Origin of the sequence: Pseudomonas sp. PDM13 (assembly GCF_025685765.1) — a bacterium.
Taxonomy (GTDB): domain Bacteria; phylum Pseudomonadota; class Gammaproteobacteria; order Pseudomonadales; family Pseudomonadaceae; genus Metapseudomonas; species Metapseudomonas solani.
This window is the reverse complement of record NZ_JAOTQU010000003.1, coordinates 13965-30819: the sequence shown is the minus strand read 5'-3', so window position 1 is coordinate 30819 and position 16855 is coordinate 13965. Positions and strand designations below refer to the sequence as shown.

At 67.4% G+C, this 16855-nt stretch carries 15 protein-coding genes; 6 read left to right on the top strand and 9 right to left on the bottom strand.

Annotated elements, in window-relative coordinates; translation table 11 throughout:
- Positions 1-121: 121 nt before the first annotated feature.
- The gene (locus OEJ36_RS03930; RefSeq protein ID WP_021218686.1) at positions 122-1645 is read right to left on the bottom strand and encodes a fumarate hydratase; all 1524 of its coding nucleotides are present in this window, start codon (positions 1643-1645) and stop codon (positions 122-124) included.
- 224 nt (positions 1646-1869) lie between these two features.
- Here OEJ36_RS03930 and OEJ36_RS03925 point away from each other — a divergent pair, with 224 nt between their 5' ends.
- Genes OEJ36_RS03925 through OEJ36_RS03915 form a run of 3 tightly spaced genes read left to right on the top strand, consistent with a single transcriptional unit; the run spans position 1870 to position 4726 of the window.
- Positions 1870-2997 carry a sensor domain-containing diguanylate cyclase gene (locus OEJ36_RS03925; RefSeq protein ID WP_263400461.1) on the top strand — a complete coding sequence of 376 codons (1128 nt, stop codon included), beginning with the start codon at positions 1870-1872 and terminating at the stop codon, positions 2995-2997.
- Positions 2990-3928, top strand: a complete 939-nt coding sequence (locus OEJ36_RS03920) for an iron-sulfur-binding ferredoxin reductase (protein ID WP_263400460.1) — start codon at positions 2990-2992, stop codon at positions 3926-3928. The genes OEJ36_RS03925 and OEJ36_RS03920 overlap by 8 nt, the downstream gene beginning before the upstream one ends.
- Before the next feature lie 24 nt (positions 3929-3952).
- The gene (locus tag OEJ36_RS03915; RefSeq protein ID WP_263400459.1) at positions 3953-4726 is read left to right on the top strand and encodes an enoyl-CoA hydratase; all 774 of its coding nucleotides are present in this window, start codon (positions 3953-3955) and stop codon (positions 4724-4726) included.
- Between the two features lie 695 nt (positions 4727-5421).
- Here the strand turns inward: OEJ36_RS03915 and pyk are convergent.
- Together pyk and OEJ36_RS03905 are read right to left on the bottom strand one after the other, a co-directional pair.
- Positions 5422-6873 carry a pyruvate kinase gene (pyk, locus tag OEJ36_RS03910; protein WP_263400458.1) on the bottom strand — a complete coding sequence of 484 codons (1452 nt, stop codon included), beginning with the start codon at positions 6871-6873 and terminating at the stop codon, positions 5422-5424.
- Positions 6874-6960: 87 nt separating this feature from the next.
- On the bottom strand, positions 6961-7764 hold the full coding sequence (locus OEJ36_RS03905; protein ID WP_263400457.1) for an outer membrane assembly lipoprotein YfiO: 804 nt from the start codon (positions 7762-7764) through the stop codon (positions 6961-6963).
- A 160-nt stretch (positions 7765-7924) separates the two neighbouring features.
- On the opposite strand from OEJ36_RS03905, the gene OEJ36_RS03900 reads away from it, so the two are divergent.
- From OEJ36_RS03900 to OEJ36_RS03890, 3 genes are all read left to right on the top strand, one after another.
- Positions 7925-8299 (top strand): tetratricopeptide repeat protein, encoded by a 375-nt coding sequence (locus OEJ36_RS03900; protein WP_263400456.1) that lies wholly within the window; start codon positions 7925-7927, stop codon positions 8297-8299.
- A gap of 84 nt (positions 8300-8383) precedes the next feature.
- Positions 8384-8806, top strand: a complete 423-nt coding sequence (locus tag OEJ36_RS03895) for a DUF4124 domain-containing protein (RefSeq protein WP_021218059.1) — start codon at positions 8384-8386, stop codon at positions 8804-8806.
- A 62-nt stretch (positions 8807-8868) separates the two neighbouring features.
- A complete protein-coding gene (locus tag OEJ36_RS03890; RefSeq protein ID WP_021218058.1) occupies positions 8869-9228 on the top strand; it encodes a PilZ domain-containing protein in 360 nt (119 codons plus the stop codon).
- 523 nt (positions 9229-9751) lie between these two features.
- On the opposite strand, the gene OEJ36_RS03885 is transcribed toward OEJ36_RS03890, so the two are convergent.
- The 6 genes from OEJ36_RS03885 to OEJ36_RS03860 are packed head-to-tail and all read right to left on the bottom strand — an operon-like array spanning position 9752 to position 16792.
- The gene (locus tag OEJ36_RS03885) at positions 9752-11083 is read right to left on the bottom strand and encodes a DUF58 domain-containing protein (RefSeq protein ID WP_263400455.1); all 1332 of its coding nucleotides are present in this window, start codon (positions 11081-11083) and stop codon (positions 9752-9754) included.
- Complete coding sequence (locus tag OEJ36_RS03880) at positions 11080-12204, bottom strand: AAA family ATPase (RefSeq protein WP_411860962.1); 1125 nt, start codon at positions 12202-12204, stop codon at positions 11080-11082. Before OEJ36_RS03880 ends, OEJ36_RS03885 begins: the two co-directional genes overlap by 4 nt.
- A complete protein-coding gene (locus OEJ36_RS03875) occupies positions 12201-13496 on the bottom strand; it encodes a DUF4350 domain-containing protein (protein ID WP_263400454.1) in 1296 nt (431 codons plus the stop codon). The genes OEJ36_RS03880 and OEJ36_RS03875 overlap by 4 nt, the downstream gene beginning before the upstream one ends.
- Positions 13493-15094 (bottom strand): DUF4129 domain-containing protein, encoded by a 1602-nt coding sequence (locus OEJ36_RS03870; protein WP_263400453.1) that lies wholly within the window; start codon positions 15092-15094, stop codon positions 13493-13495. Before OEJ36_RS03870 ends, OEJ36_RS03875 begins: the two co-directional genes overlap by 4 nt.
- Entirely contained in the window at positions 15081-16058 is a 978-nt protein-coding gene (locus OEJ36_RS03865) for a stage II sporulation protein M (protein ID WP_263400452.1), read from the bottom strand. Before OEJ36_RS03865 ends, OEJ36_RS03870 begins: the two co-directional genes overlap by 14 nt.
- Positions 16055-16792, bottom strand: coding sequence for an RDD family protein (locus tag OEJ36_RS03860; RefSeq protein ID WP_021218052.1), 738 nt, complete (start codon positions 16790-16792; stop codon positions 16055-16057). Before OEJ36_RS03860 ends, OEJ36_RS03865 begins: the two co-directional genes overlap by 4 nt.
- Positions 16793-16855 lie beyond the last annotated feature (63 nt).

The following is a 16855-nucleotide window of genomic DNA, read 5'->3' as shown; positions in this document are numbered from 1 at the left end:
TTTCCCGTCGTTGGCGGCTTTTCCCTTCGGGCACTGTGCTGCCCGCCGAGCACCTGTGGATTTCCTGCGCCCATGAAAAAGCCCGGCACGGGGCCGGGCTTCTGGTGCAGCGGGGGAAGGCTTACTTCACCTCCACCGCCAGGCTTTCGACGATCTTCTTGTTCCAGATCGCCGGGCCGGTGATGTGCACCGACTCGCCGTTGGTGTCGACGGCGACGGTGACCGGCATGTCCTTCACTTCGAACTCGTAGATCGCTTCCATGCCCAGTTCGGCGAAGGCCAGGACCTTGGACTTGCGGATCGCCTGGGCCACCAGGTAGGCGGCGCCGCCGACGGCCATCAGGTACACGGCCTTGTTGTCCTTGATCGCCTCGATGGCGATGGGGCCGCGCTCGGATTTGCCGATCATGCCCAGCAGGCCGGTCTGTTCGAGGATCTGGCGGGTGAACTTGTCCATGCGCGTGGCGGTGGTGGGGCCGGCAGGGCCAACCACCTCGTCACCCACCGGGTCGACCGGGCCGACGTAATAGATGAAGCGGCCCTTGAGGTCCACCGGCAGCTGTTCACCCTTGTTGAGCATGTCGACCATGCGCTTGTGGGCGGCGTCGCGGCCGGTGAGCATCTTGCCGTTGAGCAGGACGGTTTCGCCCGGCTTCCAGCTCTGCACGTCTTCCGGGGTCAGGGTGTCGAGGTCGACACGGCGCGCGGACGGGCCGGCTTCCCAGACGATCTCCGGGTAGGCGTCCAGCGGCGGCGCTTGCAGTTCGGCCGGGCCGGAGCCGTCGAGCACGAAGTGGGCGTGACGGGTGGCGGCGCAGTTGGGGATCATGCACACCGGCAGGGAGGCGGCGTGGGTCGGGTAGTCCATGATCTTCACGTCGAGCACGGTGGTCAGGCCGCCCAGGCCCTGGGCACCGATGCCCAGCTGGTTGACCTTCTCGAACAGCTCCAGGCGCATCTCTTCGAGCTTGTTCTGCGGGCCGCGGGCTTTCAGCTCATGGATGTCGATGGACTCCATCAGCACTTCCTTGGCCATCACCGCGGCTTTCTCGGCGGTACCGCCGATGCCGATGCCGAGCATGCCCGGCGGGCACCAGCCGGCGCCCATGGTGGGGACGGTCTTCAGCACCCAGTCGACGATGGAGTCGGAGGGGTTGAGCATGGCCATCTTCGACTTGTTCTCGGAGCCGCCGCCCTTGGCCGCCACGTCCACTTCCACGGTGTTGCCGGGAACGATGGAGTAGTGGATGACCGCCGGGGTGTTGTCCTTGGTGTTCTTACGCGCACCGGCCGGGTCGGCCAGGATGGAGGCGCGCAGGACGTTCTCCGGCAGGTTGTAGGCGCGACGTACGCCTTCGTTGATCATGTCGTCGACGCTCAGGGTGGCGCCATCCCAGCGCACGTCCATGCCCACGCGCACGAAAACGGTGACGATGCCGGTGTCCTGGCAGATCGGGCGGTGGCCGGTGGCGCACATGCGCGAGTTGATCAGGATCTGCGCCATCGAGTCGCGCGCGGCGGGCGACTCCTCGCGCAGGTATGCCTCGTGCATGGCCTGGATGAAGTCGACGGGGTGGTAATAGGAGATGAACTGCAGGGCGTCGGCGACGCTCTGAATCAGGTCGTCCTGTTTGATCACGGTCATGGGGCGCGCTCCTCTTGAATTCGGGAACATCGGGAAGCGCCGGACCACGACCCGGCGCGCATTCTGATTGGGGGTGAAAATGGCGCGGAAGTATACCGCGTGCTCAAGCGCGGGCACACCCGCCGACAGTCGACCTTGGTCGCTGATCACCCTCACGCGTCCCCTAGGTTTTTTGTGATCACGGGCGTAGAGTGGCGGCATGGTGCCACTACGGGATGGAGCCCATGAGCACAGCGAGTCAACGGGTTACCCATAGAGCGCTGCAAAGCCTGCTGCTGAAACGCTTCGGCATGGCGGCGGCTACCTATGCGCTTGCCCTGGCGCTGTTCTGGATCGCCGTGCTGGGGGACCTGTACCAGGCCTCCATGACCACTGCCCTGGCCGCCTGCGGGCTGATCGTGCTGTCGCAGGTGTGCTTCCTGTTCATTTTCCTCAGCGGCCGCAACCTGGAATTCCGTGATCCCAGCCTGACCGAAGCGCAGGTGCTGGTGGCCCTGGCCTGGCACACATTGTTGCTGTCCGACCTGGAGGGCGCCCGGGGCGCACTGCTGGTGGTCTATGTGCTGATCATGCTGTTCGGCGTGTTCCAGTTGCAGCCCAGGGTTTTCGTACGCTGTGCGGCCATCGGCTTCTTTGCCTTCACCGGGCTCAACCTCTGGGAGGCGTACCAGATGCGCCTCGCCGACCCGGCCCTGGCGGTATTGCAGGTGTGCGCGCTGTTCGTGGTGCTGTCCTGGCTGACCCTGTTCGCCAGCTATGTGCAGGCCCTGCGCCAGCGCATGCGCCAACGCCGCTTCGCCCTGCAGGCGCACCAGGACACCCTGCGCGGCATGATGCGCCAGCTGGAAGACCTGGTGGCCACCGACGAACTGACCGGGCTGTTCAACCGCCGGCATTTCCTGCGCCTGGCCACTCGTGAGCTGGACGGCCTGGCCCCCGGTCGCCAGCACGGCCTGGCACTGATCGACCTCGACCACTTCAAGCGCATCAACGACGTCCACGGCCACGCCGCCGGCGACCGCGTGCTGCAGACCTTCGCCGCCGTGGCACGGGCCTGCCTGCGCGATGGCGACACCCTGGCGCGCTACGGTGGCGAGGAGTTCGTCCTGCTGCTGCCCAACTGCGATGCCGACCGCCTCACCGCCTGCTGCGAGCGCCTGCGCGAAGCCTTCGCCAGTGCCGAGCCGGTGGGCGTCGAGGTGGATGGGCTGAGCCTCTCCGCCGGCATGACGCTGCTGGGCATCCAGGACGATCTGGATGATGCGCTGCAGCGGGCCGATCAGGCACTCTATCGGGCCAAACGTGGCGGACGTAACCGCTGCGATGCTGCGTGGGAGGAGCAGGGTGCCTGAAATAGAGGTCGCGGGTAGACGCTGGACCGTACCACCGTCCAGCAACCTGCTGGACCAGCTCAACGCCGCTGGATGCAAGGTGCCCTTCAGTTGCCGGGCCGGCAGTTGCCATGCCTGCCTGGTGCGCTGCCTGGCCGGCGAGCCGCTCGATGCCCGCCCCGAAGCGCTGGACCCCGAGCGCCGTGCCGAAGGCTGGCGCCTGGCCTGCCAGTGCCAGGTGGTGGCCGACCTGGTGGTGGAAGCCTTCGACCCGCAGCGTGATGGCATCCCCGCCGAGGTGGTGGCGCTGGACTGGCTGGGCGATGTCGCGCGGCTGCGCCTGCGCCCCCAGCGGCCGTTGCGCTACAGCGCCGGCCAGCACCTGCTGCTGTGGAGCGCCGAGGGCATCGCCCGGCCCTATTCCCTGGCCAGCGTGCCGGGGGAGGAACCCTGGCTGGAATTCCATATCGACTGCCGCCAGCCCGGCGCCTTCGCCGATGCGCTGCGCCAATTGGGTGTCGGCGGCACGCTGCGTCTGGGCGAGCTGCGTGGCGGCGCGTTGCACTATGACCCGGACTGGGCCGGCCGCCCGCTGCTGATCCTCGCTTCGGGCACCGGCCTGGCGCCGCTCTGGGGCATTCTCCGCGAGGCCTTGCGCCAGCATCACCAGGGCGCGATACGCCTCATTCACCTGGCCCATGACCCGGCCGCGCATTACCTCGCCGAGCCCCTGCAGGCCCTGGCCGCGCGCCACGACAGCCTGCGCGTCGAACTGACGACCCCGGCGCAGCTGCAAGGTGTTTTGGCCGATCTCCGGCTTGTTTCGCGCCAGACCGTCGCCTTACTCTGCGGCAGCCCCGCCAGCGTCGAAGACTTCGCGCGCCGCCTCTATCTGGCCGGCGTGCCACGCAACCAACTGCTGGCCGACGTATTCCTGAGCCGCTCCTTCTAAGGCGGCCACCGCCGAGGAGCCACCATGAGCGAGCACATCCACCTGGAACGTGACCAGGGCCTGCTGACCATCCGCATGCAACGCGCGGACAAGATGAACGCCCTGACCCGCGCCATGTACGGCGCCATGGCCGACGCCCTGGACGCGGCCGGCGAAGACCGCAGCGTGCGCGCGGTGCTGATCACCGGCAGCGAGACCTGCTTCACCAGCGGCAACGACGTCGCCGACTTCATCCAGGCGCCACCTTCCGGGCTGGACAGCGAAGTGTTCCGCTTCATGAAGTCGCTGTTCGATTTCGCCAAGCCGGTGGTAGCGGCGGTGAATGGCCCGGCGGTGGGCATCGGCACCACGCTGCTGCTGCATTGCGACCTGGTCTACGTGGCCCGCGACGCCAAGCTGAAGATGCCCTTCGTCAACCTCGGGCTGTGCCCGGAGTTCGGCTCCAGCCTGATCCTCCCGCGCATGCTCGGCCACGCCCGTGCCGCCCAGCTGCTGCTGCTCGGCGAAGCCTTCACCGGCGAGCAGGCGGCGACCTGGGGCATCGCCAACGAGGCGCTGGACAGCGGCGCCGCGACCCTGGCCCGCGCCCGTGAAATGGCCCAGCGCTTCGAGCAACTGGCACCTTCTGCCGTGGCGGTGAGCAAGCGCCTGATGCGCGAACCGGGCCGCGAGGAACTGCGCCAGGTGATCATGGAAGAGGGCGAGCTGTTCGGTCAGCGCCTGCGCACCCCCGAAGCCATCGAAGCGCTCTCGGCGTTCATGCAGCGCCGCAAGCCGGACTTCTCCAGGTTCGCCTGAGCTTCAACCTTCCCGGACATCGCTGTGTTGGGCCTCGCTGCGCTCGGCGCCAACCTACGGCACCGTACGCAACTGTTACGCCCACCTGGCTGATGGGAAATGTTGTAGGGGCGAATTCATTGGCTCTGTGTGCGTTAGCTGTTGTGGTTTTAATGCAGGAGCTCAAGCACGGTGCTTTCCGGGCACCAAAGTATTTCTGCCACCTCCACCGCATGGGTTTCGCTCCACTCGCGGAACGCCGCCCGACCCATCCTACGAAAGTCCGTGCGCACCACATGGTGATGCGTTGGACAAAGAAAGTTGGGGCAGCCGCCAACGCCCCTCCAGGAGGCCGAACGCAGTCGTTGCGCCGGGGGACGAGCGGCATGGATGCCGCGAGAGGCGCGCCAGGCCATGGATGGCCCATCGCGCCGGCCCCCAGAGCGGCGATGGAGTGAGGGAACCCGACGCAGTCGGGCCGGATGATGGGGCAAGTTTTTTGGTTCCTTTTCAACGATTGGAAAAGGGACTCGCCCGGGAGGGCGAAACCAGAAACATCACCAGAACTCAGCAATCAGCTGAGCTCAAATCCTCTAGCAACACTTAACGCAGACAGAGCCAATTCATTCGCCAAGCGGTGCGCAGCGCCGCCGTTTCCAAGCCGTTGAATGAAAAAAGGCCGCTCATCGAGCGGCCTTTTCTTTACTGCGGATACCTCACACCAGCGGGTCGCCGACGTGGAGGATCTTCATGGTGTTGGTGCCGCCGACGGTGTGGTAGCTGTCGCCCTTGGTGAGGATGACCCAGTCGCCCTGCTGCACGATGCCGCGCTTGAGCAGTTCGTCCACGGCGGCCTGGCTGACCTTGTCGGCCGGCAGCGCGGCCGGGTCGAAGGGCACGGTCTGCACGCCACGGAACAGGGCGACGCGGGCCTGGGTGGCGCGGTGGGGGGAGAAGGCGAAGATCGGCACCGAGGAGCGGATGCGCGACATGATCAGCGGGCTGTAGCCGCTCTCGGTGAGGCAGATGATCGCCTTCACGCCCGGGAAGTGGTTGGCGGTGTACATGGTCGCCAGGGCCACGCTCTCGTCGCAGCGGCTGAAGGTGTGCCCCAGGCGGTGGCTGGATTTCTGGCTGGTGGGGTGCTTCTCGGCACCGACGCAGACACGGGCCATGGCCTGCACCGCTTCCACCGGGTATTCGCCGGCGGCGCTCTCGGCGGAGAGCATCACGGCGTCCGTGTAGTCCAGCGCAGCGTTGGCTACGTCGGAGACTTCGGCGCGGGTCGGCATGGGGCTGTGGATCATCGACTCCATCATCTGGGTCGCGGTGATCACGGCCTTGTTGTAGCGGCGGGCGTGCAGGATGATCTTCTTCTGGATGCCCACCAGCTCGGCGTCGCCGATCTCCACGCCCAGGTCGCCACGGGCCACCATCACGGCGTCGCTGGCGCGGATCAGGCCGTCCAGGGCTTCGTCGTCGGCCACGGCTTCGGCACGTTCGATCTTGGCTACCAGCCAGGCGCTGCCACCGGCTTCGTCGCGCAGGCGGCGGGCCAGTTCCATGTCGGCGGCGTCACGGGGGAAGGACACGGCCAGGTAGTCCAGTTCCATCTCGGCGGCCAGTTTGATGTCGGCCTTGTCCTTGGCGGTCAGGGCCGGGGCAGTGAGGCCGCCGCCACGACGGTTGATACCCTTGTGGTCCGACAGTGGGCCACCGATGAGCACGGTGCAGTGCAGTTCGTCGGCGGTGGTGGCGTCGACGCGCATCACCACGCGGCCGTCGTCCAGCAGCAGTTCGTCGCCGACGCCGCAGTCCTTGATCAGGTCCGGGTAGTCGATGCCGACCACGTCCTGGTTGCCGGCTTCACGCGGGTGGGTGACGGAGAAGCGGAATTTGTCGCCGGCTTCCAGCTCGATGCGCTTGCCTTCGAACTTGGCGATACGGATCTTCGGGCCTTGCAGGTCGCCCAGCAGCGCCACGAAGCGGCCGTGCTTGGCCGCCAGCTCGCGGACCAGGCGGGCGCGCGCCTTGTGCTCGTCGGGGGTGCCGTGGGAGAAGTTCAGGCGGGCGACATCGATACCGGCGAGGATCAGCTGTTCCAGCACCTCGGGCGAGTTGCTGGCTGGGCCGAGGGTGGCGACTATCTTGGTGCGGCGAAGGGACATGCGAAGGCTCCATTTTTCAAGCAGAGCCCGAGGCTACACCGCTCGCAACCTGTAGTCATTGTTCCTCTTCACTACCCTTTGCCGGGGTCATTTCACGCCGGGATTCAGGGCCTGGTCCAGGTGCCGGGCGGCATTCTCGGCCTGCTCGGCATCGGGGAACTCGGCGAGCAGGCGGCGCAGGTAGCCGATGGCGCGGCCACGGTCGGCGCGGGGGTTGGCCGGGGCCAGGTTCATCAGTGCCATCTGGTACAGCGAGCGCGCCTTGATATCGGGCTGTACATGGGCGTCGCCCAGGGCCAGGGAATACAGCTGCTCGGCTTCGTCGACGCGGTCCTTGAGCACGGCGCGGCGCGACAGCAGGGTCATGTCCGGGTCGAGGTCGCTGCGGTAGAGGTCGAGGTTCTGGCTGGGCTTCCAGTCGGCCAGCAGCTCGCGGGCGGTCTTGTGCACCGGCTCGTCGGCGCGCTGGCGGATCACCAGGATGCGCGCCTCGGCGCGTTCGGCGGCGCGGGTGCCGGGGAACTCGTTGGTGATCTGGTAGAAGCGGTTGAGCGCCTTGGTGTCGTCGCGCTGGTCGTTGTAGCGGCTCATGTAGATCAGGCCGATCTGGTAGAGCGAGATGGCACGCACCTCGTCGCTGAACTGGCGATCCTGGTAGCCGGTGAGGTAGAGCCTCTCGGCCTCGGCGCTGGTGCCATCGCGGATGGCCATGGCGCTGTAGGTGAGCAGGTCGCCATCTTCTTCCACCGCCGCGGCCATGCGGTTGTTCTTCAGCACCTTGTATTCCACCGCTTCGTTGGTGGTGATCTGGGCGATGAACAGCGGGGTGGTGGGGGCGCAGGCGCCAAGCAGCAGGAGGGTGCACAGCAGGGCAGGGCGGATGGGCTGCATGGAGGCTCCGAGGGCGGGGTTTGGGCGAGTCTAGCAGCCGCTTCGCCTGGGCCGGGGCGACGGGCTGCAAGTCCCATCGGAGGTTGTGCCCGCACTCCGCCGGATGGCGCTGCAGAAATTTCCGTGAGCGCCGATATACTCGCCAACGGAGGACTTACCCATGCGCACGCTGATCATCCTGGCCCTGCTCGCCGGCCTCGCCGGTTGCACCCGCTGGTCGCTGGACCATCACCTGAACAACGCCTACCTCGCCTATGACGAGGGCGACTGCGACAAGGCCATGCTCGAGCTGTCCCAGGCCGAGCGCAAGAGCCGCTCGCGGGCCTATATGCAGCCGGAGATCTCCCTGCTGCGCGGCCAGTGCCTGGAGCGCCAGAGCCTGTTCGTGGATGCCCAGCAGACCTACAACTTCATCATCGGCCGCTACCCCACCAGCGAGTACGCCTACCGCGCCCGTGCGCGCCTTGAGACCCTGGAGAAGCTCGGCCAGATCAACACGGGCTCACCCGCCAAGGCTTCCCCTGCGTCGCTCTGACCGGCGTTTCGACCGTCGGTCGTGGCTCGCTTGAGCGGCGACCGGCCAGCGCTAAGCTTGGCCTTTGTTTCCGGGAGGGGCTCCATGCGTCACCTGCTTTTCGCGGTCATCCTGCTGCCAGGGCTGGCGAGCGCGGAGATCTACCGCTGGACGGACGCCAGCGGCCAGGTGCATTTCAGCGAGCGACCCCAGGCCGGCGCGCAGCAGGTGGAGGTCAAGCCGCAGGTGGTGGAGCGTGACGAGGCCACCCGCGAGCGCGAGCAACGTGCCGAGCAGTTCTTCGATGCCCGCCGCCAGGAACAGGCGCAGGCCGAGCGCAAGGCGGCGGATGCCCGCGGCGAGCGCCAGAAGCAATGCAACACGTTACGCGGTAACCTTGCCCAGCTTCGCGACGGCGCTAAGTTCTATCGTGTAGATGGGAAGGGTGAGCGCCAGTATTACAGCGACGGCGAGATCGACGCCGCCCGTCGTAAATTGACCGCGGAAATCAGTGAGCACTGCGGTTAATTACTTGGTTCGAGTGCAGTAGTGAGGCCATACTGAACGGCCATCAATAGCGATTCGCCATCATGCGTAGCCAACGCCGAATAGAACGCCACCAGCTGCCCTATTACCTGAAGGTCTTCAATCGCATCACCGACAAGCCCATGGGCTATCTGGGCAACGTGTCCCTCGAAGGCCTGATGCTGATCAGCCAGCTGCCGATGCTGGTGGGGGCCCGTTTCGACATGCGCCTGAAGATTCCGGGGCATGACGGCCAGCAGCACTTCATCGACTTCTACGCGACCTGCCAATGGAGCCGGGAAGACGTCAACCCCGGTAACTTCGACTCGGGCTTCGCCCTGGTGGCACCGCCGCCGGAGTATGTGGAGATGGTCGAGGCGTTGCGCCACTACTTCAGCTTTCGTCCCCTCGCCGCGTCGGCGTAGCCGTATCCGGCGTTAGCCGCTGCGCTTCAGGCGTGGCGGCTGGCGTTTGAATTGGTGCTGGAGGATTTGAGCTCAGCTGATTGCCGAGTTCTGCTGATGCTTTTGGTTTCGCCCACCCGGGCGAGTCCCTTTTCCAATCGTTGAAAAGGAACCAAAAAACTCGCCCCCGACATACGGGTCTGGCTGGCGCCAGACTCCCCTCGCTCCATCATCGTTCCAGGGGCACGCGCTGACGGGCCATCCCTGGCCCGACATCGCTCTCGCGACATCCATGTCGCTCAACCCCTTCCACAACGATTGCGCTCGGCCTCCTGAAAGGGGGCATTTGGCGGCTGCTCCAACATCGGCGCACGTCGGCCCAGATGTTGTGCGCATCAGTACGTAGGATGGGTAGAGCGAAGCGAAACCCATCATGGCGGCCAAGCCGCCACGTGGTTCCGGTTTCTTGCTCGAGCATTGACTCCCGTAGCCTGGGCTTCAGCCCGGGAATCAAGCGTACGGGTACGGTTATGCCCCGATGGGGTTAGAGCACGCCGGCCTTTTTCCAGGCCAGGTAGCGGCCGACCAGTTCGGGGCCGAGTTCGCCGGGGCGGCAGTCGAGCACCGGGACGTCGTGGGCCGCCAGGCGTTCGTGCAGGCTGGCTCGGGCGTTGAGGTAGTCCACCGTGCCGCAGTAGGACAGCGCCTGCTCGAAGCCTTGCACCGGCTCCTGGCGCAGGGCGTCCAGCACTTCTTCCCGCAGGCTGGCGATCAGCACCCGGTGATGGCGGCCGAGGCGCTTGACCGCGGCCAGCAGTTCATCGTCGTCTTCATCGCGCAGGTTGGTCACCAGCACCACCAGGGCGCGGCGGCGCTGGCGTGCCAGCAGGGCGTCGATGGCGGCGCCGAAGTCGGCCGGGCGCTGGGTGCTGTTGAGGTCGTAGACGGCATTGAGCAGCACGCTCAACTGGGCCGGGCCCTTGACCGGCGCGAGGTAGCGCTGCTGGTCGCCGGCGAAGGTGCTGAGGCCCACCGCGTCGCCCTGGCGCAGGGCCACGTAGCTGAGCAGCAGGCTGGCGTTGAGGGCGTGGTCGAAGTGCGAGAGATCGCCGTCCTGGCTGCGCATGCGGCGGCCGCAGTCGAGCATGAAGACGATCTGTTGGTCGCGCTCGTCCTGGTATTCACGGGCGATGGGCGTGCGCTTGCGTGCGGTGGCCTTCCAGTCGATCTGCCGCAGGGTGTCGCCGTCGCGGAATTCACGCAGCTGGTGGAATTCCAGGCCCAGGCCGCGACGCGGACGCTGGCGCACGCCGAGCTGGCTGAGCCAGTCGTCCACCGCCATCAGCTGGGCGCCGTAGAGGCGGGCGAAGTCCGGGTAGACGCGGGTCTCGCCCGGCAGGTCGAGGTAGCGGCGCTGGCCCCACAGGCCCAGGGGGCTGGGCAGCTCCACCTCGCACAGGGGGAAGGCGAAGCGGCCGCGTTGCAGCGGGCGTACGCGGTAGCCGAACTCGGTGACCTCGCCCGGATGCAGGGCCACGGATTGCGGCAGGAACTCGGTGTCCATCCCCGCCGGCACATGGTCGTAGACCTTGAGCTGCAGGGCGCGGGTGAAGGCGTGGTGCACGCGCAGGCGCACCTCGCCCCAGCGGCCCAGGGACAGGTTGCCCGGCAGCTGGCGTTCCATCGCGGGCGAAGGCAGGCGGCGCAGCCACAGCGCATCGAGCACGGCGAGCAGGGCGAGGGCGCAGAGCAGCCCCCACCAGAGCAGGCGCAGCTGTTCCGGCAGCTTGGTGCCGAGGGCGTGCAGGGTGCCCAGGACCAGCGCCACGGCCAGCAGTCCGGCGATCAGGCCGAGCAGGATGCGCGATGGTTTCATAGGCGCGGCGCCGGCACCTGTTCCAGCAGTTGTTGCAGGACCTGGTCCACGGACTGGCCTTCGATATCCAGCTCCGGCGACAGGCGCACGCGGTGGCGCAGCACCGCCAGGGCGCAGCTCTTCACGTCATCGGGCAGCACAAAGTCGCCGCCGCGCAGCAGGGCGCGGGCGCGACCGCCACGGACCAGGGCGATGGAGGCGCGCGGGCCGGCACCCAGGGCCAGGCCCGGCCAGGTGCGGGTGGCACGGGCCAGGCGCACGGCGTAATCGAGCACCTGGTCGTCCATGGGCAGTTCGCTGGCGATACGTTGCAGGGCCTGCACGTCCTTGGCCTGCAGCAGGGTGCGCAGGGGCGCCACCTCCAGCATGTCGGCACGGGCGGAGCGGGTCACCTGGCGCACCAGGGCGAGCTCTTCGTTGGCCTCGGGGTAGTCCATGCGCAGCTTGAGCATGAAGCGGTCGAGCTCGGCTTCCGGCAGCGGGTAGGTGCCTTCCTGCTCGATGGGGTTCTGGGTGGCCATGACCAGGAAGGGCAGGGGCACCGGCAGGGCGCGGCCTTCGAGGGTGACCTGGCGTTCCTGCATCACTTCCAGCAGTGCGGCCTGGGTCTTGGCCGGGGCGCGGTTGATTTCGTCCGCCAGCAGCAGGTTGGTGAACACCGGGCCCTTGCGCAGCTTGAACTGCTCGCTCTGCATGTCGTACACGGCGTGGCCGGTGACGTCGCTGGGCATCAGGTCCGGGGTGAACTGGATACGCGAGAACTCGCCGCCGAAGCAGCGTGCCAGGGCGCGGACCAGCAGGGTCTTGCCCAGGCCCGGCACGCCTTCCACCAGCACGTGGCCGGCGCCGATCAGGGCGGTGAGCACGTCGTCGATGACGGCGGTCTGGCCGACCACGGCCTTTTGCAGTTCCTGGCGCAGGGCCTGGGCCAGCTGGCTGGCGCGCTGGCGCTGGCTGCTGGCTGCCGAGGGCGCGGCAGGGGCGGCCGGTGCCGGGGCGGGCTCGCTGGGCTGCACGGCAGCGGTCACGGGGGCCGGGGCTTCGGGGGTGACGTCGGAAAGGTCCAGGTTCAGGCCTTCGGCTTCATCGTTGATCGGCTGATCGGGCGTCTGTTCGCTCATAGGGCATTCCTGAGGCTTTGCAGGTGGGCGACCTGGCGGGTGAATTCGGAGGCGCTGAGGCGCTGCTTGGGCAGCGGCCGCATGGCCTGGCTGATGGCGGCGGTGGGCATGCGTGTCAGGCGGCTGAGCACCTGCCATTGCTCGGCCACGGCGAGTCGTTCGAAACCGGGGTGACGGCGCCGCGCGCGACGCAGGATGTCGCGCTGCAGGCCTTGCAGCAGCACCTGTTTGCCGCTGCGCCGCATAAGGAAGTCGGCGCTGGCGCGCAGGTGTTCTTCCAGCTGGCGGCGCGAGCGGCTGGCCGGTGCCAGTTGCGGCCCCTGGCGACGGCCGACGTGCCAGAGCACCAGGGCGATGAGCAGGGCCAGGGCCGCCAGCGCTTCGGGGAAGTTGCGCAGCAGCAGGGCGGGCAGGTCATCGCGCTCGGCGCGGTACAACAGGGTCACGCCGGTGTCCTGGGTGAGGTACCAGAGCAGCCAGGCGTTGTCGTGGCTGGCGATATTGTTGTTCTGCCAGATCCAGCTGTCGGTGAGCACGGTGACCAGGCCGTCGCCGTGGTTCATCTGCAGCATGTGGGTGGCGTTGCCGCTGTTGGCCCAGGCGTGGGCGCGGTCTTCGCTGTCGTAGAGGTGGAAGCTGGTATCGAAGTCGATGTAGGCCGGCGCGTCCTCGTTTTCCAGGTAGAGCTTGGTCAGCTCGGGGTAACGGTCTTCGTCCTCGGGCTCGGCTTCGCCGTCGGCCGGCGCTTCTTCCTCGCCTTCGGCCTGCTGCTCGCTGTCGTCGGTGGCGTCGGACTCGGCTTCGTCCTGGGTGTCTTCGGCGCTGTCGGTGGCTTCGCTCTGCTCGGCGTCCTCGCTGTCCTCTTCGTCGAGGTCCTCGCTTTCGTACTGCTGCACGCCGAGGCGGTCCAGCAGCAGGTCACCGCTCTTGCCGTCGTCCTCGTCGTAGAGGGCTTCGGCGACGAACAACAGGTGGCCGCCCTTGGCCGCCCAGTCCAGCACGCGGTCGGCCTGGCGCGGGGTCATGCGGCTGCGGTCGGCCAGCAGCAACAGGGTGTGGCCGGCGGCGGGCAGGTCGTTGAGCACTTCCAGGCCATCGGCGTGCGCCACCGTCAGGCCCTGCTTGCGCAGGTAGCTCTCGGCGGCGAGGTAGATGTTGGTGCGCGCTTCGGGCGAGGCGCCGTGGGCGATGGTTTCCTGATAGGGCTCGATCTTGTTGAGCAGCCAGATGAGGAACAGGCCCAGCAGCAGGAAGAGCAGGGCACCGAAGATGAAACCTCCACGACGGCTCATGCGCTGGCCCCCGTGGCAACCAGGCGGCGCCAGCCTTCACAGAGGCCACGTTTGAGGCTCTCCGGTGGCAGCTGGTGGCCGTAGGCGAGGTTCTGCCAGTGGCGGGTGAGGACCTGGGCGAAGCGCCCCAGCTCTTCACGCTGCAGGTTCTGCACCATGCGCAGCACTTCGCCTTCGGTGTGGGAGCCCTTGAGCGGCAGGCGGAAATCGTGGAGCAGGTGGCTGAGCAGGGCGCGGTAGAGCAGGCCGAGGGCCTCGCGCGGGTGCTCGGCCCAGAGCCGTTCGGCTTCGCTGGCGACGTCGTCGGGCAGGGTCTCGGGTGCCACTTCCAGGCCGAACAGCTGCAGCGGTGCCTCGCGGCGCCGGCGTTTCGGCAGGCCGATGTTGCCGGCGAAGGTGGCGAGCCATTCGCGGTAGCGCCAGATGATCAGGGCGATGAGGCTGAACAGCAGGCCCCACAGCAGCACCTTGATCACCAGCGCCAGCCAGCTGGTGCTGTCCCACAGCTCGGCCAGCTTGAACAGGCCCTTGATGAAATCGGTGAGGCTCTCCGCGTCTTCCTTGGAGAGCTCTTCCTTCTTCTTGTCCTTGGCCTCGGCATCCGGGAAGCGCCAGCGGGTCACCGTCTCGCGGTTCTCGAAGGGCGGCTCGTCCAGCAGCTTGGCGATGCTTTCGCTGGAGGCCTGGCTGGTCAGCTCCTGGTGGAGAAGACGCGGAGCGTCGGGACCGTTGGGGTCTTCCACCGGGATCGGGCAGCTGCTGGCGGTTTCGTCGGCCAGCACCGGCTTGGCGGGCAGGGCGGTGACCAGGAGCACGCCCATGCCCAGTACCAGGGCGTAGGCGAGGCCGGTGAGGCGCTGGCGCAGGCGGCGGAACACCAGCTCGATGTCCCAGGCTTCCAGGGCAGTGCGGCGGTTCAGGTAGAGGGTGAAGCCGCAGGCGACGTAGACCGGCTCCCAGATCATCAGCACGAAGAAGTACAGGCTGTTGGACAGGTGCTCCAGCCACACCCAGTCGCCTTCGGCCTGTTGCAGCAGTTTCTGCCAGTCCCAGTCGGCCACCACCTGCTGCGGCAGCATCAGGTAGAGCAGGGTGATCAGGCCCATCCACAGCGCCGTTTCCAGGTGCATGCCGATGATGGTGAGCCAGGTGGCGCCACCGGCATCGCGCTGGCCGAGCACCACCAGGCGCTGGCTGCGCGCCGCGCCGGAGAGGCCTTCCAGTTGCATCACCGGCATGTCGAAGCTGCGCGTGGGGCTGAAGCGGCGCCAGGTGAGGCTGGCGATCAGCTGCGGCTTGAGCAGGCGCGGGAAGGCCTTGAGCGCTTCCTTGAGCGTCGGCGTGTCGCCGAACAGCGCGCGGGAAAGGATGTACAGCGGCAGGCGCTCGAAGGCGGGCTTGAGCAGCCAGAAGATGAAGATCGCCCAGCCGGAGTAGTTCCACAGCACCAGGCACAGCAGCAGGAACACCGGCAGGGTGACCAGCGCCCAGCTGGCCATGAGCAGGCCCATGTGGCGCCGGGCGAGCAGCACGCCGAGGTCCATGGCTTCCCAGGCGCTGCGCGGGCGAATGGCGACGCTGGCATCAGTCAGGCGCATGTCGACTCCGACCGGCGAAGCAGAAATAGCTGCCGAGCAGCAGCCACAGGCAGGCACCCACGATGTACTTCACCTTGGGTGTGGTGAAGGTCATGGACGACCAGTAGGCCTCGACGAAGGCGGCGATCAGGAGCATCAGCATGGCGCCGGCAATGAGTTTGACGCTGTGGGTGGCGGCCAGGCGCAGGGATTCGGCGCGGGTCATCCGCCCGGGGGCGAGTAGCGCCCAGCCCAGCTGCAGGCCGGCGGCACCGGCGAAGGTGATGGCGGTGAGCTCGAAGGAGCCGTGGCCGATGACGAAGGACCAGAAGGTCTCGCCGTAGCCGACCTGGGTCAGGTGCCCGGCCACGGCGCCGATCATCAGGCCGTTGAAGAACAGGAAGAACAGGCTGCCGAGGCCGAAGAGCAGGCCGCTGGCGTAGGTCTGAAAGGCGATGCCGATGTTGTTCATGATGTAGTGGCCGAACATCATCCAGTCGTCGCCGGAGTCGCGCTCGCTGGCGCCGATGCGGTGGGCGTCGGGCTCGTACATGGATTCCATCTCGGCCACCTGGTCCGGCGGCACCACGCTGTAGACCAGGTCGGGGAACTGGTGCACCAGCACGCCCATCACCGCCAGGCTCACGTAGAACAGCAGGCTGGCGATGAGGATGCTGCGCCACTGCTCGCGCACCAGGCGCGGGAAGCCGCCGAGCACGAAGCCGACGATCTGCGCGCCGAGGTGGCTGCGGTGGCGGTAGAACTGCTGGTGGCCGCGCATGGCCAGTTGCTGCAGCTGGTCGATCAGGTGGCTGCTGTAGCCGCGCTCCTGGGCCAGCGCCAGCTGCTGGCAGAGGTGGCGGTAGTCGGCGGCGAAGCCCTCGCAGGACTTGGCGTCGGCCTTGCCGCGCTCCAGGGCGTCGAGCTGGGCGCCGAAGCGTTCCCAGTCGGCCTGGTGGCGACGTTCGAAAAGGCTTTGTTTCATGGGCTTCCCAGTAGGCTCCTGGCGATGCCGTTGAGGCGGGCCTCGGCCTGCTCGGCCGGGACTTCCAGCGGCTCGGCGAGGATGCCCGCCAGCTCGGCGCGGCGACCGCTGGAGAGGCCGCCCTGGCGCTCGGCGTAGCCGAGGATGGCGCGTTGCTCGGCGAGGCTCAGGATGAAGGGCGCGCGCTGGGGCTCGGCGTCCGGCAGTTGCGGGCGCGAGGGTTTGTCTTCGCGGTAGACCACCAGGGTGCCGGCGGCGAGGTCGCCGAGGCGCTTGAAGGCGGGGTGCGTCAGGGTGCTGATGATGCCCAGGGCGTAGCCGAAGGGCAGGATGTCGACGAAGCGCAGCAGGTTGCGCACCAGGGACGAGGACCAGCCCACCGGCGTGCCGTCGTCGTGGACCACGCGCAGCCCCATCAGCTGCTTGCCGGGGGAGCGACCCTGGTTGAGCACCTCGAACAGCACCATGTACCACCAGGTGACGAGGAAGGTGACGATCAGGCCCAGGCCCATGCCGAACTGCCCGAGCAGGAGGAATACCGAGTAGAGCACCAGCAGCAGGATGCCGCGGATCAGCAGGTCCACGGTATAGGCCAGGGCGCGGGGCAGGAGGCTGGCGGGGCGCAGCACGAGGTCGATGCCCTCGGGCGTTTCCACCTGGTAGCGGGTGTCCAGGGGAGCGGACTGACCCTGCTCATTTCCGTATGGGCTGGTGCTGCGGGACGTCGATGTCATGGGTCGACTGCGTTGGGGAAAGCACGATGCTAGCGGAGCATCACTTGGCGAGGCAACCGACCC